The sequence below is a fragment of the Rhodopseudomonas palustris genome (assembly GCF_034479375.1).
GTDB lineage: Bacteria > Pseudomonadota > Alphaproteobacteria > Rhizobiales > Xanthobacteraceae > Rhodopseudomonas > Rhodopseudomonas palustris_M.
Genome location: NZ_CP140155.1, coordinates 1,660,118 through 1,678,505 on the forward strand (window position 1 = coordinate 1,660,118; position 18,388 = coordinate 1,678,505).

The following is an 18,388-nucleotide window of genomic DNA, read 5'->3' on the forward strand; positions in this document are numbered from 1 at the left end:
GCAGATCCACCAAACAAGTATGTCGTGGAATGCCGTGGCAGCGTCGCCCACGTCGCCTCTAGCGGCGAATTGCCTTTTCCAGAGCGGAAGCCACGAACTTGTTGAGACTGACGCCGGCGCGCCTTGCGGCGGTAGAGACGTCCTTGTGCAGGGCCGGATCGGTACGCACGACGAACTGACCGGAGAACGGCCTTTCCGGCTCTTCGCCGCGCTCCTTGCAAAAGGCCAGGTAATCCTCGATCGAGCCGGCAAGAGCTTTCTTGAGTTCAGCGACGGATTTACCCTGGAAGGTGATCACGTCGCGAAGGTCGGTGACCTCGCCGTGGAAGATTTCGGCGTCCTCGTCGTATTCGACAACCGCCTGATAGCCCTTGTAGCTCATCGTCGTCATGGCTCTATTCCCGATTCGATCAGAAAGCGGCGGACGGACTTCACGGCGCCCTTGTCGGTCTCCTTCTGCGGATGCGGTCGATGAAAAACAGCCCGGACGCCGTTGAGAACAACCCGGACTCGCGACCCGCTCCCTTCGCTGATCTCTGCGCCACAAGCCCGAAACAGAGCTTCAACGTCGTTCCAGACAATGCCGGCGCAAACCGGCGTCGCAAAGATCGCATCCAAGATCACCTGATGCTTCCTGCTCAGCTTCATATAGTATCACATTTCAGTATCATTGCAAGACGCAAAATATGACTATTTTCTTACACTCGGCCTGATCCGTCGGCCGTATGAACGCCGAGCTGATCGAATGCCCCACGAGCTCATGCTCTCAATGCCGCGAGAACAAATCCCGCAGCCGGCACAGCGTCGTGGTGATGTCGAAGCGCTGATCGGGCAGCGCCTCGCCCTTGATGAGGAGGTCGATCGCGGTGGCCGGATCGGTCTCGCCGGTGAGCAGCACGTCGGCGCCGCGTTTCTTCATGTGGCGGACGAAGCCGTCGCCGGCGCTGCCGGCGACGATCAGTTCGACGCCGTCGAGCGGATGCGGGCCGTCGTCCTTGAAATAGTGCGGCAGCTGCTCCTTGGTCAGCTCGATCCGCGCCGGGGACGGCAGCGGCGCGTCGCCTCGATGCCCGGCCAGATCGTACAACAGCCATTGCCGCGCCTGACCGGCGTGGCCGCTGACAGTGACCCAGTCCGCCGTGGGGATAGCGATCTTCATGTTGGTTATTCCGCTCTGCGTTCAGAATCGGAAGCCACACTGCCGCGCCTTCCGGCCGAAGGCCTTGATCCAGGTCTGCCCCGATCCCCTCTGCGGCATCGACGTCTGCACCGACGCCGCCGCGGTTGACGTAAAGAACAAAATATGAACAAAAATGTCGACGCGGTGACTCAATCGTCACCTGACTCGATCGACACTTTGACTCGCAAGTGCACCCATGATGGCCAAAGCATCGCCCTCCTTCGTCTGCCAGAACTGCGGCGCGGCCTATAATCGCTGGCAGGGCAAATGCGAGTCCTGCGGCGAGTGGAATACGCTGGTCGAGGAAGCCGGCGACAGCGCCGTGCCGGTCAGCATTCGCGCCAAGCGACGCGGGCGGCCGTTCAAGCTGGAATCGCTCGCCGGCAAGAGCGTCGACGCACCCCGCCTGCCCTCCGGCATGGCCGAACTCGACCGCGTCACCGGCGGCGGCTTCGTCCGCGGCTCGGTGCTGCTGGTCGGCGGCGATCCGGGCATCGGCAAATCGACGCTGCTGACGCAGGCCACCAGCCTGATGGCGCGTAGCGGCCATCGCGCGGTGTACATCTCCGGCGAAGAAGCGGTGGCGCAGGTGCGGCTGCGCGCCGAGCGGCTCGGCCTCGCGGCGGCGCCGGTCGAACTCGCCGCCGAGACCTCGGTCGAGGACATCATCGCGACGCTGTCCGAAGGCGCCACGCCGCGGCTGATCGTGATCGATTCGATCCAGACGATGTGGACCGACACCGTAGAGTCGGCGCCCGGCACGGTGACGCAGGTGCGCGCCTCGGCGCAGGCGCTGATCCGGTTTGCGAAAAAGTCCGGCGCCGCGATCATCCTGGTCGGCCACGTCACCAAGGACGGCCAGATCGCCGGTCCCCGCGTCGTCGAGCACATGGTCGACGCGGTGTTGTCGTTCGAGGGCGAAGGCTCGCAGCAGTTCCGCATCCTGCGCGCGGTGAAGAACCGGTTCGGCCCGACCGACGAGATCGGCGTGTTCGAGATGACCGGACTCGGCCTGCGCGAAGTCGCCAACCCGTCCGAACTGTTCCTGTCCGAGCGCGATCTCGGCTCGCCAGGCACCGCGGTGTTCGCGGGCATCGAGGGCACCCGCCCGGTGCTGGTGGAGTTGCAGGCGCTGGTGGCGCCGACCACGCTGGGCACCCCGCGGCGCGCGGTGGTGGGCTGGGATTCGGCCCGGCTGTCGATGGTGCTGGCGGTTCTGGAGGCGCATTGCGGCGTCAAGCTGTCGGGCTACGACGTCTATTTCAACGTCGCCGGCGGCCTGCGGATCAATGAGCCGGCCGCCGACCTCGCCGCCGCCGCGGCGCTGGTGTCGTCGTTGGCGAATTCGCCGCTGCCGACCGATGCGGTGTATTTCGGCGAAATCTCGCTGTCGGGCGCCGTGCGGCCGGTGGCGCAGACCGCCGCGAGGCTGAAGGAAGCCGCCAAGCTCGGCTTCGCCCGCGCCATCCTGCCCGAGACCGCCCGTGGCGATGCGCCGTCCGACGCCGGGATGGCGCTGCAGACGGTCGGCGGCCTCACCAGCCTGGTCGCCGACATCGCGGCACGCGGAACGCCGCGCCCCGCGGGCCGCGACAGTAGTTCGTCGGAGAAAAATGCCACACCGGCGCGATTCCGGCGGCAGGAGGGCTGAACCGGCGTGACCTTTACGGACGGCGCCGCTATACAACCCGCGCGCTTTGCGGCAGCAGCAGCCACCAACCTTTAACCCAGCGGAACATTGCTGTGGCGACGGCCCGGATGGCGGTTTTCTCGCCTTGCGCGGCGTGCCATACCACCGTCATCTGGAGCGGCGCTGCGCACGCCGATTCCCCGTTTTGCAGACCGAGCGGACCCGACGAACCGATGCCGATCACGATCCTCGATTTCGTTGTCCTCGCGGTGATGTTGGTGTCGGGCCTGCTGGCGATGGTCCGCGGCTTCATGCGCGAAGTGCTGTCGATCGCGGCCTGGGGCGCGGCCGCCCTGGTGACGCTGTATGCCTTCCAGAAGCTGCTGCCGACCGCCAAGACCTATTTCTCGAACGATACGGTCGCCGCCGTCGTCGTGATCGCCGGCGTGTTCCTCGGCACCCTGATCGTGGTGTCGATCATCACCGTGCGCATCTCGGACATGATCCTGGATTCGCGGATCGGCGCGCTGGATCGGACGCTGGGGTTCCTGTTCGGCCTCGCCCGCGGCCTGCTGATCGTGGTGGTGGCCTATCTGTTTTTCAACTGGCTGGTTCCCGAAAAGCAGCGTCCCGATTGGGTGACCAACGCAAAATCCCGCACCGTGCTGCAAGGAAGCGGTGATTGGCTGATGACGCTCTTGCCGGACGACCCTGAAAATACCATCTTGAAAAGGTTCAAGAAGAAGTCGGACGACGAGCAGACCGATGAGTCGGCTACGCCCGGCAGTGGCGACGGCTACAGCAAACCCGCCCGCGACAGTTTGAAAAAGCTGATAGAGGGCAAACCCGACGCACGCTGACGCGTGCTCAGTGAGAGGCGCGATGGACGCGATCAACAGCTCTTCCGACGACGCCGCAACGCCCGCTCTGGACGCCCGCGACACGCAAGTTCTCGATAACCATATTCTGGATAACGACGTGTTCGACACCGACGGCGATACGCTGCGCGAGGAGTGCGGCGTGTTCGGCATCTTCGGCCATCCGGATGCCGCCGCCATCACCGCGCTCGGGCTGCACGCCTTGCAGCACCGCGGCCAGGAAGCCGCCGGCATCGTCTCGTTCGACAACGGCCGCTTCCACTCCGAGCGTCGACTCGGCCTGGTCGGCGACACCTTCTCCCGCGCCGACGTGATCGCGCGGCTGCCGGGCAATCTCGCGGTCGGCCACGTCCGCTATTCGACCACCGGCGAGACCATCCTGCGCAACGTCCAGCCGCTGTTCGCCGAACTCAACGCCGGCGGCTTCGCGGTCGGCCACAACGGCAATCTCACCAACGGCCTGACCCTGCGCCGCGAACTGGTGCAGAGCGGCGCGATCATGCAGTCGACCACCGACACCGAGGTGATCCTGCATCTGGTCGCGCAATCCAAGCGCGGCCGCTTCATCGACCGCTTCATCGAGGCGCTGCGCGCGATCGAGGGCGCCTACTCACTGGTGTCGCTGACCAACAAGAAGCTGATCGGCGCGCGCGATCCGCTCGGCATCCGCCCGCTGGTGCTGGGCGAACTCGACGGCTGCCCGATCCTGGCGTCTGAGACCTGCGCGCTCGACATCATCGGCGCGAAACACGTCCGCGACGTCGAGCCCGGCGAAATCATCGTGTTCGACGAAAAGGGTGCGCAGAGCCACAAGCCGTTCCCGCCGCAGCCGCCGCGGCCCTGCATCTTCGAATACATCTATTTCTCGCGGCCGGATTCGATCGTCGGCGGCCGTTCGGTCTACGACGTCCGCAAGGGCTTCGGCGCCGAGCTGGCGCGCGAAAGCCATGTCGAGGCCGACGTCGTGGTACCGGTACCGGATTCAGGCGTGCCGGCGGCGATCGGCTACAGCCGCGAAAGCGGCGTGCCGTTCGAACTCGGCATCATCCGCAATCACTATGTCGGCCGTACCTTCATTCAGCCGACGCAGAGCGTTCGCGAACTCGGCGTGCGCATGAAGCACTCCGCCAATCGCGCGGCGATCGAGGGCAAGCGGATCGTGCTGATCGACGACAGCCTGGTGCGCGGCACGACCTCGAAGAAGATCGTCAAGATGATGCGCGACGCCGGCGCCACCGAGGTCCATTTCCGCATCGCCTCGCCGCCGATCACTCACCCGGACTACTACGGCATCGACACGCCGGACCGCGCCGGTCTGCTGGCGGCGACACATTCGCTCGATGAGATGCGCGAGCTGATCGGCGCCGACTCGCTGGCGTTTCTGTCGGTCGACGGCGTCTACCGGGCGATGGGCGAACCGGGCCGCGACCCGGCCCAGCCCAAATTCACCGACCATTGCTTCACCGGTGAGTATCCGACCCCGCTGACGGACCTGAATCAGACCGAAGCATCGCCGCGCCAGTTGTCGCTGCTCGCCGAAGCGAGCTGACCGCTCACGCGATCTTCTTACTAAAGTTCGTCATGCCCGGCCTTGTGCCGGGCATCCACGTCTTTAGAAAGTCGTGATGACCGGGACGAACCCGGCCATCACACCGGAAGAGCATGTCATGACCCATCCCCTTGCCTCCCGCATCGCACTCGTCACCGGCGCTTCGCGCGGCATCGGCTACGCGACCGCGCGTGCCCTCGCCCGGGCCGGTGCTCATGTGATCGCCGTCGCCAAGACGCAGGGCGGACTTGAAGAACTCGACGACGCGATCCGCGCCGACGGCGGACACGCCGCGACATTGGTGCCGCTGGATCTCACCGATTTCGATGCGATCGGCCGTCTCGGCGCCTCGATCCACGAGCGCCATGGCAAGCTCGACGTGCTGGTCGGCAATGCCGGCATCGCCGGCCCGTCGTCGCCGCTCGGACACATCGAGATGAAGTCCTGGACCGGCGTGATCGGCATCAACCTCACCACCAATTTCCAGATGATCCGCTGCATGGAGCCGCTGCTGCGGATGTCGGATGCCGGACGCGCGGTGTTCATGACGTCGCGGGCGGGCGGCAAGGCCCCGGCCTATCGCGGCCCCTACGCGGCCTCAAAGGCGGCACTTGAGACTTTAGTTCAAGTCTGGGCCAAGGAAGTGGTGAACACCACCCCGATCCGCATCAATCTGTTCGATCCGGGCCCCACCCGCACCAAGCTGCGCGGCACCATCATGCCCGGCGAAGACCCGGAAACGCTGCCGACACCGGATCAGATCGCAGAGCTACTGGTACCGCTGTGCCTGCCGTCCTGGACCGAGACCGGCAAGTTGTTCGACGCGGCGTCCCGAACCTTGAAAGACCCCTCCGCCGATTGACTTCGGCCCGGTGGCGCGATTGACTAACGGCAAGCGGGGGCGACACCCGCTCACAATCGACCACCCAAGGGGGAAATGAATGAGAGTTATCTTCTCGTGCCGTCGCGCCGTGGCCATTGCGCTCGCTGGCGCCGCCTTCGCATCGCCCGCGTTTGCCCAGGACAAGACCGCCAAGATCGGCGTTCTCAACGACATGTCGAGCCTCTACGCCGACATCGGCGGACCGAACTCGGTCGTCGCCGCAAAGCTGGCCATCGCTGATTCCGGTCTCGAAAAGAAAGGCTGGAAGATCGAACTGGTCGCCGGCGACCATCAGAACAAACCGGATATCGGCGTCAACGTCGCCCGCCAATGGATCGACGTCGACAAGGTCGACCTGATCACCGATACGCCGAACTCCGGCGTGGCGTTGGCAATCAGCAATCTCGTCAAGGAAAAGAACGCCATCCTGATGAACTCCGGCGGCGCCAGCGCCGACCTGACCGGCAAGGCGTGCAATGCCAACACCATCTCGATGACCTACGACACCTACATGCTGGCGCACGGCACCGGTCAGGCGCTGACCAAGGCCGGCGGCAACACCTGGTTCTTCCTGACCGCGGACTACGCGTTCGGAGCCGCGCTCGAGCGGGATACCACCGCTGTGGTGAAGGCCAATGGCGGACAGGTGCTCGGCGGCGTCAAGCATCCGCTCAACACCGCCGACTTCTCGTCATTCCTGCTGCAGGCGCAGGCGTCGAAGGCCAAGGTCATCGGCCTCGCCAATGCAGGCGGCGACACCACCAACTCGATCAAGCAGGCTTCGGAATTCGGCATCACCGCCGGCGGCCAGAAGCTCGCCGCGCTGCTGCTGTTCATCAACGACGTGCATTCGCTCGGCCTCAAGGTCGCGCAGGGCCTGACCTTCACCGAATCCTATTATTGGGATCTCAACGACAACACCCGCGCCTTCGCCAAGCGCTTCTCGGAGCAGTCCAAGAACAACGCCAAGCCGTCGATGACGCAGGCCGGCGTCTATGCCGCCGTGCTGCACTACCTCAAGACGCTGGAGGCGATGGGCGGCAATCCGCACGATGGCGCCAAGGTCGTGGCCAAGATGAAGGAGATCCCGGCCGACGACACGCCGTTCGGCAAGTCGATCATCCGCGCCGACGGCCGGCGCATGGTGCCGGCGTTCCTGTTCGAAGTGAAGACCCCGGCCGAATCGAAGGCGCCGTGGGACTACTACAAGAAGGTCGCCGACATCTCCGCCGAAGACGCCGCGCGGCCACTGGCCCAGAGCGAGTGCCCGCTGGTCAAGAAGTAACCCCAACACCGTCATTGCGAGCGTAGCGAAGCAATCCAGATACCGAGTGCCGTGCTGGATTGCTTCGTCGCTTCGCTTCTCGCAATGACGACGAACGCGACGAGTTTCAGCTTTCAGGCGCCGCTTGCGGCGCCTGATTTGCTTTGCGGCGGCGTCGAGATGCCTGCGAGTAGCATCGAAACCATCAGCAGCGCGCCGGCGAGCAGGAACGGCGCCCCGGGAAACCAAATCGGCGCATCGGGCTCGATGAAATAGGCGAAGATGCCCGTGAACAGGAAAGGCCCGATCAGCGCCGCGATGCTGTTCATGCTGGTGGTTGCGCCCTGCAATTGTCCTTGCTGCGCCGGCGCCACCAGGCGCGTCATCACCCCGGCGGTCGCCGGCTTAGCGATGCCCCACAGCGTCATCACCGGAATGCCGATCCAGAACAGCGCGCCGGTCGGCGCCAGCGCATAGATCAGAAAGCCCGCTGCGCCGCCGAGATAGCCGATCACTTGGGCGCGCCGCTCACCGAGCCGCTTGACCGCGGGGCCGACGAGAAAGCCCTGCACCACGGTGGTGCAGAAGCCGACGAAGGCCAAGGCGAGACCGACCGTGGTCTGATCCCACGCGTAGCGATAGCTGGCGTAGAGGACGAAGGTCGCGGACAGCGCCACATGGGCGACCTCGGCGCAGAACGCCACGATCGCCATGCCGGCGAGTATCGCATTCGACGACAGCAACTGCACCGCGCCGATCGGATTGGCGGCCCGCCAGCGGAACGGCGACCGCCGCTCCGGCGGCAGCGATTCCGGCAGCACGAACAGGCCATACAGCGCGTTGCACAGGCTCAAGCCGGCCGCCACCCAGAACGGCAACCGCGGATCGACGCCGCCGAGCAAACCGCCGATCGCGGGACCGAAGATGAAGCCGAGACCGAATGCGGCGCCCACTTTGCCGAACACGGCCGCCCGCTTCTCCGCGGGGGTCACGTCGGCGATGTAGGCGAACGAGGTCGAGATACTCGCCGAGGTGATGCCGGAGATCACCCGGCCGATGAACAGCCAGGCCAGCGTCGGCGCCAGCGCCATCAGGATGTAGTCGAGCCCGAGGCCGAGATTCGACAGCAGGATGACCCGGCGGCGGCCGAAACGATCGGACAGCGCGCCCAGCACAGGCGACGCGACGAACTGCATCAGCGCCCAGGCCGTGCCGAACAGGCCGTAGATCTTGGCCGCGTCCGCGGTGTTGTTGTCGGCAAAGCTCTCGATCAGCTTCGGCAGGATCGGCAGGATCATGCCGACGCTCAGCATGTCGAGCAGGATGGTGACGAAGATGAAGCCGACCGCGGCGGGGCGCGCACCCGGAGCCGGCGCGCTCGTCCCGGAAGCGGGGTCGGCCGCGGTCATGATTTGCGTTTGCGCTTGTGTGCGAAAGGATTGGCCTTTTCGCGCAGCGTGATGCGGACCGGCGTGCCGGGCAGCTTGAACACGCCGCGCAGGCTGTTGACGAGATAGCGCAGATAGGATTCCGGCACCGCGTCGGCGCGCGAGCAGAACACCACGAAGCTCGGCGGCCGCGCTTTCGTCTGCGTCACGTAGTTCAGCTTCAGCCGCCGACCCGCGACCGCCGGCGGCGGATTTTGCGCCACCGCCTGCTCGAACCAGCGGTTCAGCGCCGCGGTCGACACCCGCGTATTCCACACCGCATAGGCGTCCTGGATCGCGTCGATCAGCCGGTCGACGCCTTCACCGAGCATCCCCGAAGTGGCGACGATCGGGACGCCCCGGATCTGCGGCAGCCAGTGATCGGCGTCGGTGCGGAGCTGCCCGATCTGTCCGCCCTGCTGCTCGACCAGATCCCATTTGTTGACCGCGATCACCAGCGCGCGGCCCTCGCGCTCGATCAGGTCGGCGATGCGCAGATCCTGCTCCTCGAAGCGGTTCTGCGAGTCCATCATCAGCACCACGACTTCGGCAAAGCGCACCGCGCGCAGTGCATCGGCAACCGAGAGCTTTTCGAGCTTCTCCTCGATCCGCGACCGGCGCCGCAGCCCCGCGGTGTCGAATATCCTGAAGTCGCGGCCTTTCCAGTTCACCTCGACGGCGATCGAGTCGCGCGTGGTGCCGGCCTCGGGGCTGGTCAGCAGCCGATCCTCGCCGAGCAGGCGGTTGATGAAGGTCGATTTGCCGGCGTTGGGGCGGCCGACGATCGCGACCCGGATCGGACGCTTGGAGAAGTCCTCCTCGGTGAGGCCTTCGATCTCCTCGTCGTCCTCTGCCTCGACATCCGGCTCCGGCATGAGCGCGCGCAGCGCGTCGTACAATTCGCTCAGGCCCTCGCCGTGCTCCGCGGAGATCTGCACCGGATCGCCGAGGCCGAGCGCGTAGGATTCCATCGCGCCGAGTTCGCCGGCCTTGCCTTCGCTCTTGTTGGCGACGAGGACCACCGGTTTGTTGGCGCGGCGGGCAAAATCGGCGAAGGCGCGATCGTTCGGGGTGAGGCCGGCGCGGGCGTCGAACACGAACATCAGCGCGTCGGCGAGTTCGATCGCGGTTTCGGTCTGCTGCTGCATCCGCGCCGTCAGCGATCCCTTGGCGCCCTCGTCGAGCCCCGCGGTGTCGATGATGGTGAATTCCAGATCGCCGAGGCGCCCCTCGCCTTCGCGACGGTCGCGCGTGACGCCCGGGGTGTCATCGACCAGTGCGAGCTTTTGCCCGACCAGGCGATTGAACAGCGTCGATTTGCCGACATTGGGTCGGCCGATAATGGCGAGTGTGAATGACATGGCTGATCCGTGCGCCGAGAAGCGGTCGCCTGTCAATGTCGCGGCATGCCGGGAGACGCCCGGCGACCGGTATCAGCGCTGGAAAGTACCGCTCGGCAGCGGCGCCGGGAACGCCGACGGCGCGGTCGCCGCACCCGCCTGCGTCGGTTGCGCCGGCTCGTCGGCCGGCGGCGTGGTGACGCGGCGGCGCGACTGCTTCACCGGCTTGGGCGCGGGCGGCGCGGCCGCAGTGCTGCCTTCCTCTTCGGGGGCGGGCTCGGCGTCGGGTTGCGGCGCAGCCGCGGGGCGGACCGCAGCGGAATTGCCGCGGGACCTGGTTCGCTTCGGCCTGGCTTCGGCTGGCGGCGGCTCGACGGCGCCGGCCGCCGCTGCAGCCTGCTCGCGCTGCTGCTCCTCGACAGAGCCTCGGTAGAGGCTCTTGGGGACGCCCTGTTCGAGACCGGGAACGCCTTCCGGAAACACCGGCTTGCGCTCGCCCGCCAGCTTCTTCTTGGTGTCGAGGAAGTCGAACATGTCGGTCGGATCCCATCCGCCGAGGCTGCCGCAGCCGGCCAGTCCGCTCGACAAAGCGAGCAATACGGCGAGGGAGATCAGGCGGTGCGAACGGCGCATGGACGATGTCTCACATGTACTCAGTAACGGGCGTTGGTGCCGGTCGGCGTCGAACTCAGCTCTTGGCGGCAGGCGGCAGCAGTGCCTGCAGCACCTCGGCGCGGTTGCGCAGGCTGGCCGGTGTCTCGGCATCGGTATTGATCTGCTCGATCCACTGCCGCGTCGCCGCAACATTGTTGGCGCGCCAGGCAGATAGCGCCAGCATCTCACGTGCGCTGTGACGATAGGCGGCATTCGCGCCGGCGATCGGCTCGAGCCGCTGCGAAAGCTCCGTATAGCTGGCGCTGTCCATCAGAAACTGCGCCGCGCGGAGCGTGGCGAGATCCCGGTCCTGCGCCGGAACGCTGCGATCGGCGGCGATGGCGTCGTAGACCTTGACCGCTTCCTTCGGATCGCGCTGCGCGACCTCGGCCGCGGCGCGCAGACGCGCCAGCGTGCGATAGCCACCCGATGCGGTCTCGGCGATCTTGTTGAACGCAGCCTCGGCCTCGGCATGCTTGTTCTGCTCCGCCAGATCGGCGGCGGCGGTGAACGCCACGCCCGTTTCCGCAGCCCGCTTGCCCTCGTAGTATTGATAGCCGCGCCAGCCGCCGACGCCGGCAATGATCAGGATCGCGCCGGCGATGATGAAGAGCGAATATTTGTCCCACAGCTGCTTGAGCCGCTCGCGACGAACTTCTTCATCGACTTCGTTAAATAATTCAGACACTTAAGGATTTCCTGTCTCGACCGAGCCGCGTTCCTGCAAAACCGGCGCGCGCCCGTCTTCCGACGTCGCGGCGGCGATACCCTAGCGTTATGGCGGAGGCAAGGCAAAGCCAGCCGGATCAAGGGGATGCCTCGACACGATTAACCGGCGCGCCAGGCTCAGCTCTTCACCTTCATTCCGTAGACGTGTTCCGGCCCCGGGAAGGCGCGCGACCGCACCTCCGCCGCATAGTCCTTGATCGCCGCCTCGATGCCAGGGCCGAGATTGCCGAACCGCTTGACGAATTTCGGGGCCCAGGGCGACAGGCCGAGCATGTCCTCGAGCACCAGCACCTGGCCGTCGCAGGCGGCGCTGGCGCCGATGCCGATGGTCGGAATCGCGATGGTCTCGGTGATCTTGCGCCCGAGCGGTTCGGCCACCGCCTCGACCACGACCGAGAACGCGCCGGCGTCGGCGACGGCCCGGGCGTCGGCCTCGATCGGCTCCCAGCTCCCCTCCTCGCGGCCCTGCGCACGGAACGAGCCGAGCGTGTTGATCGATTGCGGCGTCAGCCCGATATGGCCCATCACCGGAATGCCGCGCTCGGTGAGAAACGCGATGGTCTCCGCCATTCGCACGCCGCCCTCGAGCTTCACCGCACCGCAATGCGTCTCTTTGAGGATGCGCGCGGCGGAGTGAAACGCCTGCTCCTTCGACGCCTCGTAGGAGCCGAACGGCATGTCGACCACGACCAGCGCATGCTGCGAGCCGCGCATCACCGCGTGCCCCTGCAGGATCATCATTTCGAGCGTCACCGGGATGGTGGTCTCGAAGCCGTGCATCACGTTGCCGAGCGAATCCCCGACCAGGATGACGTCGCAATAGCGATCCACCAGCGAGGCGGTGTGGGCGTGATACGAGGTCAGCATCACGATCGGATCGCCACCCTTGCGCGCGCGGATATCCGGAGCGGTCTTCCGCTTGATGGTCGATTGAATAGACATGCTTAGGCTCCGAACACGGGAACGCCGACGACGTAGGGGTGGAAAGCAAAGGCCAGCGCCAGATACAGCACGACGCCCGCGAGGATGGCGATGACGTCGTTTTTCGGGCCGCCGACCGGGATCGGCGGGCCGCCCGGGTCGGCGCGCCGCTTCAGCGAGATGCGATCGTAGACCGCCCAGGCCAGCAGCGAGCCGAACAGAATGATCGAGCCGAGGTCGCCATTGGCGATCAGATGCGCGACGGCCCACAGTTTCACCGCGGTGATCATCGGGTGCTTGACCGCGCGATAGATGCGGCCACGGGAATAGGCCGCCGCCAGCAGGATCGCCGCCGGCAGCATCAGCAGGGCGGAGAGGTGCTTGGTCCATCGCGGCGGATACCAGACGTCGATCCAGCCATGCGCACGATACGCCCCGAAGCCGTAGGCGATCAGCACAATTCCGAGGATCGCCAGAACGGCATAGCCGATCTTGTAGACCGCCTCGCCGCCGATCCCGATCAGGCGGGCCCGCAGGTCGCGCTGCGTGGTCACGACGTGGACGCCGATGAACAGCGCCAGGCCGAGGATCATCATCGCAAGTCCCATCGCGCAACTCCCGTCCCTGCCGGCACCGCGTCGGTTTCCGCGCCGGTCAAATCCCACTATGGTCCGCGCCGCTGCATGCGACACGGCAGGTCGGCCGATCACACGCGCGAATTCCGGGTATCATTCTTTACGGGACGGATGCAAATGCTGGGAGCCGATGGTCGACGGTCGTTGCTGCGCACGATCGCATGGCTTGGACTGACGGTTCTGCTCGGCGCGACCGCCGTGACGGCGAACGCCGCCGGCGCAACTTCGCCGCCGCCCTGGCCGCCGAAGCTGGTGCGGATCGTGGTGCCGTTCGCGGCAGGATCGACGCCGGACATGGTGGGCCGCGTGCTGGCCGACAGCCTGCAGGCGCGCCATCCGGGCGCAAGCTTCGTCGTCGAGAACAAGCCGGGCGCCTCGGGCAATATCGGTACCGCAACCGCTGCGAAGGCTGCGCCGGACGGAGCGACGCTCGGCATCTCGATCCCCGGCCCGCTGGTGATCAACCGGATGCTGTTCGCCAAACTTCCTTACGATCCGGAGCGCGACATAGCACCGGTGACGATGCTGACGCGAATGCCGAGCGTACTGGCGGTGCCCGCGAGCCTCGGGATCAACAGCGTTGCCGACTTCGTCGCGCGGCTGAAAGACCGTAAAGGCAGTCTTGCCTACGCCTCGATCGGCGCTGGCTCGCTGTCTCAACTGTGCATGGAGGCGATCGCGCAGAAGGCCGGCGCCGGGATGGTCCACATCCCCTATGCCGGATCGCCCAACGCCGTCACCGCACTGATCCGCGGCGACGTTCAGGCGGCCTGCCTGCCGGCGATTGCGGTGGCGCCGCAGCAGGCGTCGGGCGCGATCAGGATCCTGGCGGTGACGACGCCGGAGCGTTCGCCATTCCTGCCGGAAGTCCCGACCTTGAAGGAGAGCGGCATCGAGGTTCAGTCCGATGCCTGGAACGCGCTGATCGCGCCGGGCGGAACGCCGCCAGCGCTGGTCGCTGCGATCAACCAAGCGGTTCGCCAGTCGCTGTCCGAACCGGCAGTGATCGCGAAACTGAAGACCCAGATGATCGTGCCGGCCGCCTCGTCGCCCGAAGAGTTGAGCCAGATGCTCTCCGACGAGAAGCTGCTGTGGGCCGAGGTGATCCGTGCAGCCGGCATCCGGATCGAGTGAACCTCCGGATCGACGGTGAGCTGAGAGTGGTTCGAAACTAACGGCATCCCTTCCCTCCTCCCCGGCTCCGCGATGGAGCAGTCGAAAGAAAGGCCGCGGCCGAAGGCGGCAGTCAGCACGGCCAGGATGCGACCGCCGGACGATGCCGGCCCGCACCGCCGTCGCGACGGCGAGATCAGTGCGAGGTGATCCAGGCGCGGGCTTCGCGCTGCGCCGCGGCGATCTCGTCTTTCGACATCTGCTCGGCAACTTCGCGACGCAATTCGATCGCGTCCGCGCGGCCCCGCAGTGCGGCGAGGTTGAACCATTTGTGCGCCGCGATCAGATCGACCGGCGCGCCGCGGCCCGACGCGAACAACAGGCCGAGATCGAACAGCACGTCCGGGCTTTCGCCGGCTTCGATCGGCAGCGCAGTCTCGGTATTGAAATGTCCCTGCAGCATCTGACTCTCCATCCTGGCCGGCTGAACCGAGCGCGGCTCCTGTCCTCTGATCTGTCGTCCCCACCGCCGTGTCCCGGCGCGTTATGGGGTGATCATGTCGGTCAAATTTGAAGAGCAGTTTAAGCGTCGCGATGAACGGATTCTGAACGCGAAGGCGCCGTCGCGCCGCGCGCATTGCAGAAACCGCTGCGACACAGCGATTTCTTCGAATCGCTTACGGTCGATTCACCTTCCGATTTGGCGAACCGATAACCATCGCGGCAACCGTCGAGAGTGCGGCAGGCATCTCCCGGCGAAAAACCGGAGCGGCGGGTCAGCGATGGGAGGACGAAACGGATGGGAGGAAAAAGGGGCGGCAGCAACGCCGCGCCACGCCACGCCCGAAGGCGGAACTGATCACGAGCCGGACATCGAAACTCGGAGACGGAAACAACGAGGGCGTCGGCGAACACGTCAGGACCAAATCTCACACGCGATGACCGCCGTGAAACCGCGGACCCAGCATCCGCACCGTTCGAAGAAAAACCGTTTCTTCTGCCGGACTCTTTGAACGCGGGCGAACCCTGTCCAGAAAACCAGCCGTTTGACCTGATGTCTCGCCGACACCCTCTTTCGTCGACCCGAACCTTCGCCGGGGGCCGCTCCGAAGAGCGAACCGCGCCGATGGCCCTTGTGACGCTGCCGGCATCGACCTGCCGGCTCTCGCCGAAACGAGCTTACTTCTTGGCGGCCTTCTTGGTGACCTTCTTGGTCTTCTTCGCAGTCTTCTTGACGGCGCTCTTGGCCTTCTTGGCCTTGGCGACCTTCGCCGTCTTCTTTACTGCCTTCTTCGCTTTCTTGGCCATGTTGCCCTCCGATAAAGTGAGATGGCTCGATTGCTGCTGCGTGCACTCGGGAATCGAGATGCACTACTTCCCGAATACACCAACACATCGAAAAAAACAGTGTCCCGCTTAAGGAAGTGTTGATGGCTGTTTGGCCGCGTGGCAACGGCGTCTTTGAAATCGGTGCGTCGCTCGATTCATCGCGCGATCGAGTTTAGGCGCAAAAAACCTGCGTCCGCGTTTGTCAAGATCACAGGAAACGCCCGGATTGCAGGGATTTCTCGAATTGATTAGTCGCGCTAAGTACACGCTTTGCGCACGCGCGCGCCGCGCCGAGTCGGAGCGAAGGGACTGCGCGCGGACTCTGAGTCGCAATTTTTGGCAATGAAAATATTTTCATGCACACCCCCGCATTGGCGCACAACGAGTGCGCCGGAGCGCGGGTTTCGCGCGAATCGAGACGAATGATTCGAGAGCGATCGTTCGCGCCGCGCGCCGCCTTCACCCGCCGCTGCGGCGGCGAAGACGACGCCCGCAGCGCGTCAGAGACCGAGCTTGCGCTTCAGGAGATCGTTGACGGCCTGCGGGTTCGCCTTGCCGCCGGACGATTTCATCACCTGTCCGACGAACCAGCCGAGCATCGCCGGCTTGGCGATCGCCTGCGCGACCTTGTCGGGATTGTTCGCGACGATGTCGTCGACCACCTTCTCGATCGCCGACAGATCGGTGACCTGCTTCATGCCGCGCGCTTCGACCAGTTCGCGCGGATCGCCGCCTTCGGTCCAGACGATCTCGAACAGTTCCTTCGCGATCTTGCCGGAGATGACGCCCTCGCCGATCAGGTCGACGATCGCGGCGAGCTGCGCGGCCGAGACCGGCGAGGCGTCGATGCTCTGGCCGTCCTTGTTGAGGCGTCCGAACAGTTCGTTGATCACCCAGTTGGCCGCGAGCTTGCCGTCGCGCGCAGCGTCCGGCAGCTTCGCCAGCACCGCCTCGTAGAAATCGGCGCTCTCGCGCTCGCTCACCAGCACGCCGGCATCGTCCGACGAAAGTCCGAAAGCACCGATGAAACGGGCCTTCTTCTCGTCCGGCAGTTCCGGCAGCCCGGTCTTGAGCTCGTCGACATAGGCTTGGGAGAATTCCAGCGGCAGCAGGTCTGGATCGGGGAAGTAGCGATAGTCGTGCGCCTCCTCCTTGGAACGCATCGACCGCGTCTCGCCCTTGCCCGCATCGAACAGCCGGGTCTCCTGCACGATCGCGCCGCCGTCTTCGAGGATGCCGATCTGGCGGCGCGCTTCGTATTCGATCGCCTGGCCGATGAAGCGGATCGAGTTGACGTTCTTGATCTCGCACCGCGTGCCGTACGGCTCACCCGGCTTGCGCACCGAGACGTTGACGTCGGCGCGAAGGCTGCCCTTCTCCATGTCGCCGTCGCAGGTTCCGAGATAGCGCAGGATGGTGCGCAGCTTCGAGACGTAGGCCTTGGCCTGTTCGGACGACCGCAGATCCGGCTTGGAGACGATCTCCATCAGCGCCACGCCGGAGCGATTGAGATCGACGAAGGTCGAGGTCGGGTCCTGATCGTGCAGCAACTTGCCGGCGTCCTGCTCGAGATGCAGCCGCTCGATGCCGACCGAGACGCTGTCGCCGTCCGGCAGGTCGACCACGACGACGCCTTCGCCGACGATCGGCGATTTGTACTGGCTGATCTGGTAGCCCTGCGGCAGATCCGGATAGAAATAGTTCTTGCGGTCGAACACCGAGCGCAGATTGATCTGGGCGTTCAGTCCCAATCCTGAACGGATCGCCTGCTTCACGCACTCCTCGTTGATCACCGGCAGCATGCCGGGCATCGCGGCGTCGACCAGCGAGACGTGGCTGTTGGGATCGCCGCCGAATTCGGTCGCCGCGCCGGAGAACAGCTTGGCGTTGGACGAGACCTGGGCGTGGATCTCCAGCCCGATCACCATTTCCCAATCGCCGGTGGCGCCCTTGATGAGCTGGGACGGTTTGACGGGTGCGTTCATGGTGTGTCCTTCGAGCGGCGCGTGGTCAGCAAGCAAGCGCCTGAATATGCCCTTCCCGCGCATATGCCAACAACGACCGATCGCGCGTGATCAGCCGATAGCCGCATTCGCGGGCGGTCGCGGCGATGATCCGGTCCGCCGGGTCACGGTGCGGGAAGCCCGGCAGGAACGACGAGGCGACCAGCACGTCGGGCGTCAGCGCCGCCAGAGACAGACTGGACCGCTCCATCACCTGATCGAACCAGCGCAGCGGCGACATCAGCAGATTGAGCCGGCCGCGCGAGACGAGCAATCCGATCTCCCAAGCCGAAATCGGCGACACCATGATCGCTTGTCCGGACTCGTGGGCCTGTTGCACGGCGGCTCGCGCCTCACCCGACTCCTCGTCGCTCGTGGCAAAGAAAATCAACGCGCAGGTATCAAGCAAGAGCGGCCGCACGTTATCGCAACCTCTCCGGCAGGTCCCTTCCATAGGCGATTTCGCCCCACTCAGGATCCGCAGGGGCAGCTAGATCGACACCTTCCGGAACGTGAACCGTGCCTTTCATGCATCCAAACAGCGGATGGCGCCCCGGCTTCGCACCGGCCGCAACGCGTCGCGATTCAGCCGGCTGCTCGCGGCGAAACACCAGTCTGCCGCTCTCCATATCGACCTGCTCGCTGCGAAATCCAGCCTCGAGCCAAGCCTTCGTCATCACATTATTGGTCGGCGAATTGCTCCACCATGCGCGGTGGCGTTGCGCGACCGGCGGAAGCTTGCTGCCGATCACGCGCTCGATTTGCGTGAAGCTCATCCGCACTTCCGCGTCGGACTGTTTCTTCAGGAATTCGGTCAACGGCTCATACTTGCCCATAACCCCTCCCACAACAA

The 18,388-nt window shown here is 65.3% G+C and carries 21 protein-coding genes; 6 read left to right on the top strand and 15 right to left on the bottom strand.

Annotation, left to right across the window (positions count from 1 at the left end):
• Positions 1–58: 58 nt before the first annotated feature.
• From SR870_RS07450 to SR870_RS07460, 3 genes are all read right to left on the bottom strand, one after another.
• Positions 59–391: a type II toxin-antitoxin system HicB family antitoxin gene (locus tag SR870_RS07450; RefSeq protein ID WP_322517362.1), complete on the bottom strand. Its 333-nt coding sequence runs from the start codon at positions 389–391 to the stop codon at positions 59–61.
• Positions 388–648, bottom strand: a complete 261-nt coding sequence (locus tag SR870_RS07455; RefSeq protein ID WP_322517363.1) for a type II toxin-antitoxin system HicA family toxin — start codon at positions 646–648, stop codon at positions 388–390. Before SR870_RS07455 ends, SR870_RS07450 begins: the two co-directional genes overlap by 4 nt.
• Positions 649–766: 118 nt before the next feature.
• Entirely contained in the window at positions 767–1,159 is a 393-nt protein-coding gene (locus SR870_RS07460; RefSeq protein WP_322517364.1) for a hypothetical protein, read from the bottom strand.
• Between the two features lie 220 nt (positions 1,160–1,379).
• On the opposite strand from SR870_RS07460, the gene radA reads away from it, so the two are divergent.
• Positions 1,380–2,831, top strand: a complete 1,452-nt coding sequence (radA, locus tag SR870_RS07465) for a DNA repair protein RadA (protein ID WP_322518223.1) — start codon at positions 1,380–1,382, stop codon at positions 2,829–2,831.
• Between the two features lie 28 nt (positions 2,832–2,859).
• On the opposite strand, the gene SR870_RS07470 is transcribed toward radA, so the two are convergent.
• A complete protein-coding gene (locus SR870_RS07470) occupies positions 2,860–3,054 on the bottom strand; it encodes a hypothetical protein (RefSeq protein WP_322517365.1) in 195 nt (64 codons plus the stop codon).
• Here SR870_RS07470 and SR870_RS07475 point away from each other — a divergent pair.
• The 4 genes from SR870_RS07475 (at position 3,044) to SR870_RS07490 (ending at position 7,405) form a co-directional block, all read left to right on the top strand.
• Positions 3,044–3,670, top strand: coding sequence for a CvpA family protein (locus SR870_RS07475; protein WP_322517366.1), 627 nt, complete (start codon positions 3,044–3,046; stop codon positions 3,668–3,670). The genes SR870_RS07470 and SR870_RS07475 overlap by 11 nt on opposite strands.
• A gap of 22 nt (positions 3,671–3,692) precedes the next feature.
• Positions 3,693–5,237 carry an amidophosphoribosyltransferase gene (gene purF, locus SR870_RS07480; protein WP_322517367.1) on the top strand — a complete coding sequence of 515 codons (1,545 nt, stop codon included), beginning with the start codon at positions 3,693–3,695 and terminating at the stop codon, positions 5,235–5,237.
• A gap of 118 nt (positions 5,238–5,355) precedes the next feature.
• Positions 5,356–6,099 carry an SDR family NAD(P)-dependent oxidoreductase gene (locus SR870_RS07485; protein WP_322517368.1) on the top strand — a complete coding sequence of 248 codons (744 nt, stop codon included), beginning with the start codon at positions 5,356–5,358 and terminating at the stop codon, positions 6,097–6,099.
• A 79-nt stretch (positions 6,100–6,178) separates the two neighbouring features.
• Positions 6,179–7,405, top strand: a complete 1,227-nt coding sequence (locus tag SR870_RS07490) for an ABC transporter substrate-binding protein (RefSeq protein WP_322517369.1) — start codon at positions 6,179–6,181, stop codon at positions 7,403–7,405.
• Between the two features lie 113 nt (positions 7,406–7,518).
• On the opposite strand, the gene SR870_RS07495 is transcribed toward SR870_RS07490, so the two are convergent.
• The 6 genes from SR870_RS07495 to SR870_RS07520 form a co-directional block, all read right to left on the bottom strand.
• Positions 7,519–8,793, bottom strand: coding sequence for a TCR/Tet family MFS transporter (locus tag SR870_RS07495; protein WP_322517370.1), 1,275 nt, complete (start codon positions 8,791–8,793; stop codon positions 7,519–7,521).
• Positions 8,790–10,172: a ribosome biogenesis GTPase Der gene (gene der / locus SR870_RS07500; RefSeq protein ID WP_322517371.1), complete on the bottom strand. Its 1,383-nt coding sequence runs from the start codon at positions 10,170–10,172 to the stop codon at positions 8,790–8,792. Before der ends, SR870_RS07495 begins: the two co-directional genes overlap by 4 nt.
• 72 nt (positions 10,173–10,244) lie before the next feature.
• A complete protein-coding gene (locus SR870_RS07505; RefSeq protein WP_322517372.1) occupies positions 10,245–10,784 on the bottom strand; it encodes a hypothetical protein in 540 nt (179 codons plus the stop codon).
• 55 nt (positions 10,785–10,839) lie between these two features.
• Positions 10,840–11,493, bottom strand: a complete 654-nt coding sequence (locus tag SR870_RS07510) for a tetratricopeptide repeat protein (protein ID WP_322517373.1) — start codon at positions 11,491–11,493, stop codon at positions 10,840–10,842.
• Positions 11,494–11,651: 158 nt separating this feature from the next.
• Positions 11,652–12,476 carry a 3-methyl-2-oxobutanoate hydroxymethyltransferase gene (gene panB / locus SR870_RS07515; protein ID WP_322517374.1) on the bottom strand — a complete coding sequence of 275 codons (825 nt, stop codon included), beginning with the start codon at positions 12,474–12,476 and terminating at the stop codon, positions 11,652–11,654.
• 2 nt (positions 12,477–12,478) lie between these two features.
• Positions 12,479–13,063, bottom strand: a complete 585-nt coding sequence (locus SR870_RS07520; protein ID WP_322517375.1) for an NnrU family protein — start codon at positions 13,061–13,063, stop codon at positions 12,479–12,481.
• 144 nt (positions 13,064–13,207) lie between these two features.
• Between SR870_RS07520 and SR870_RS07525 the strand changes: the two genes are divergently transcribed.
• Complete coding sequence (locus SR870_RS07525; RefSeq protein WP_322517376.1) at positions 13,208–14,224, top strand: tripartite tricarboxylate transporter substrate binding protein; 1,017 nt, start codon at positions 13,208–13,210, stop codon at positions 14,222–14,224.
• Between the two features lie 175 nt (positions 14,225–14,399).
• On the opposite strand, the gene SR870_RS07530 is transcribed toward SR870_RS07525, so the two are convergent.
• The 5 genes from SR870_RS07530 to SR870_RS07550 form a co-directional block, all read right to left on the bottom strand.
• A complete protein-coding gene (locus SR870_RS07530; protein WP_322517377.1) occupies positions 14,400–14,666 on the bottom strand; it encodes a hypothetical protein in 267 nt (88 codons plus the stop codon).
• 716 nt (positions 14,667–15,382) lie between these two features.
• Positions 15,383–15,511, bottom strand: a complete 129-nt coding sequence (locus tag SR870_RS07535; RefSeq protein ID WP_322517378.1) for a hypothetical protein — start codon at positions 15,509–15,511, stop codon at positions 15,383–15,385.
• A gap of 521 nt (positions 15,512–16,032) precedes the next feature.
• Positions 16,033–17,517, bottom strand: coding sequence for an Asp-tRNA(Asn)/Glu-tRNA(Gln) amidotransferase subunit GatB (gatB, locus tag SR870_RS07540; protein WP_322517379.1), 1,485 nt, complete (start codon positions 17,515–17,517; stop codon positions 16,033–16,035).
• A 25-nt stretch (positions 17,518–17,542) separates the two neighbouring features.
• Positions 17,543–17,956 (bottom strand): type II toxin-antitoxin system VapC family toxin, encoded by a 414-nt coding sequence (locus tag SR870_RS07545; RefSeq protein WP_322517380.1) that lies wholly within the window; start codon positions 17,954–17,956, stop codon positions 17,543–17,545.
• 1 nt (position 17,957) lies between these two features.
• On the bottom strand, positions 17,958–18,371 hold the full coding sequence (locus SR870_RS07550) for a hypothetical protein (RefSeq protein WP_322517381.1): 414 nt from the start codon (positions 18,369–18,371) through the stop codon (positions 17,958–17,960).
• Between the last annotated feature and the right edge of the window lie 17 nt (positions 18,372–18,388).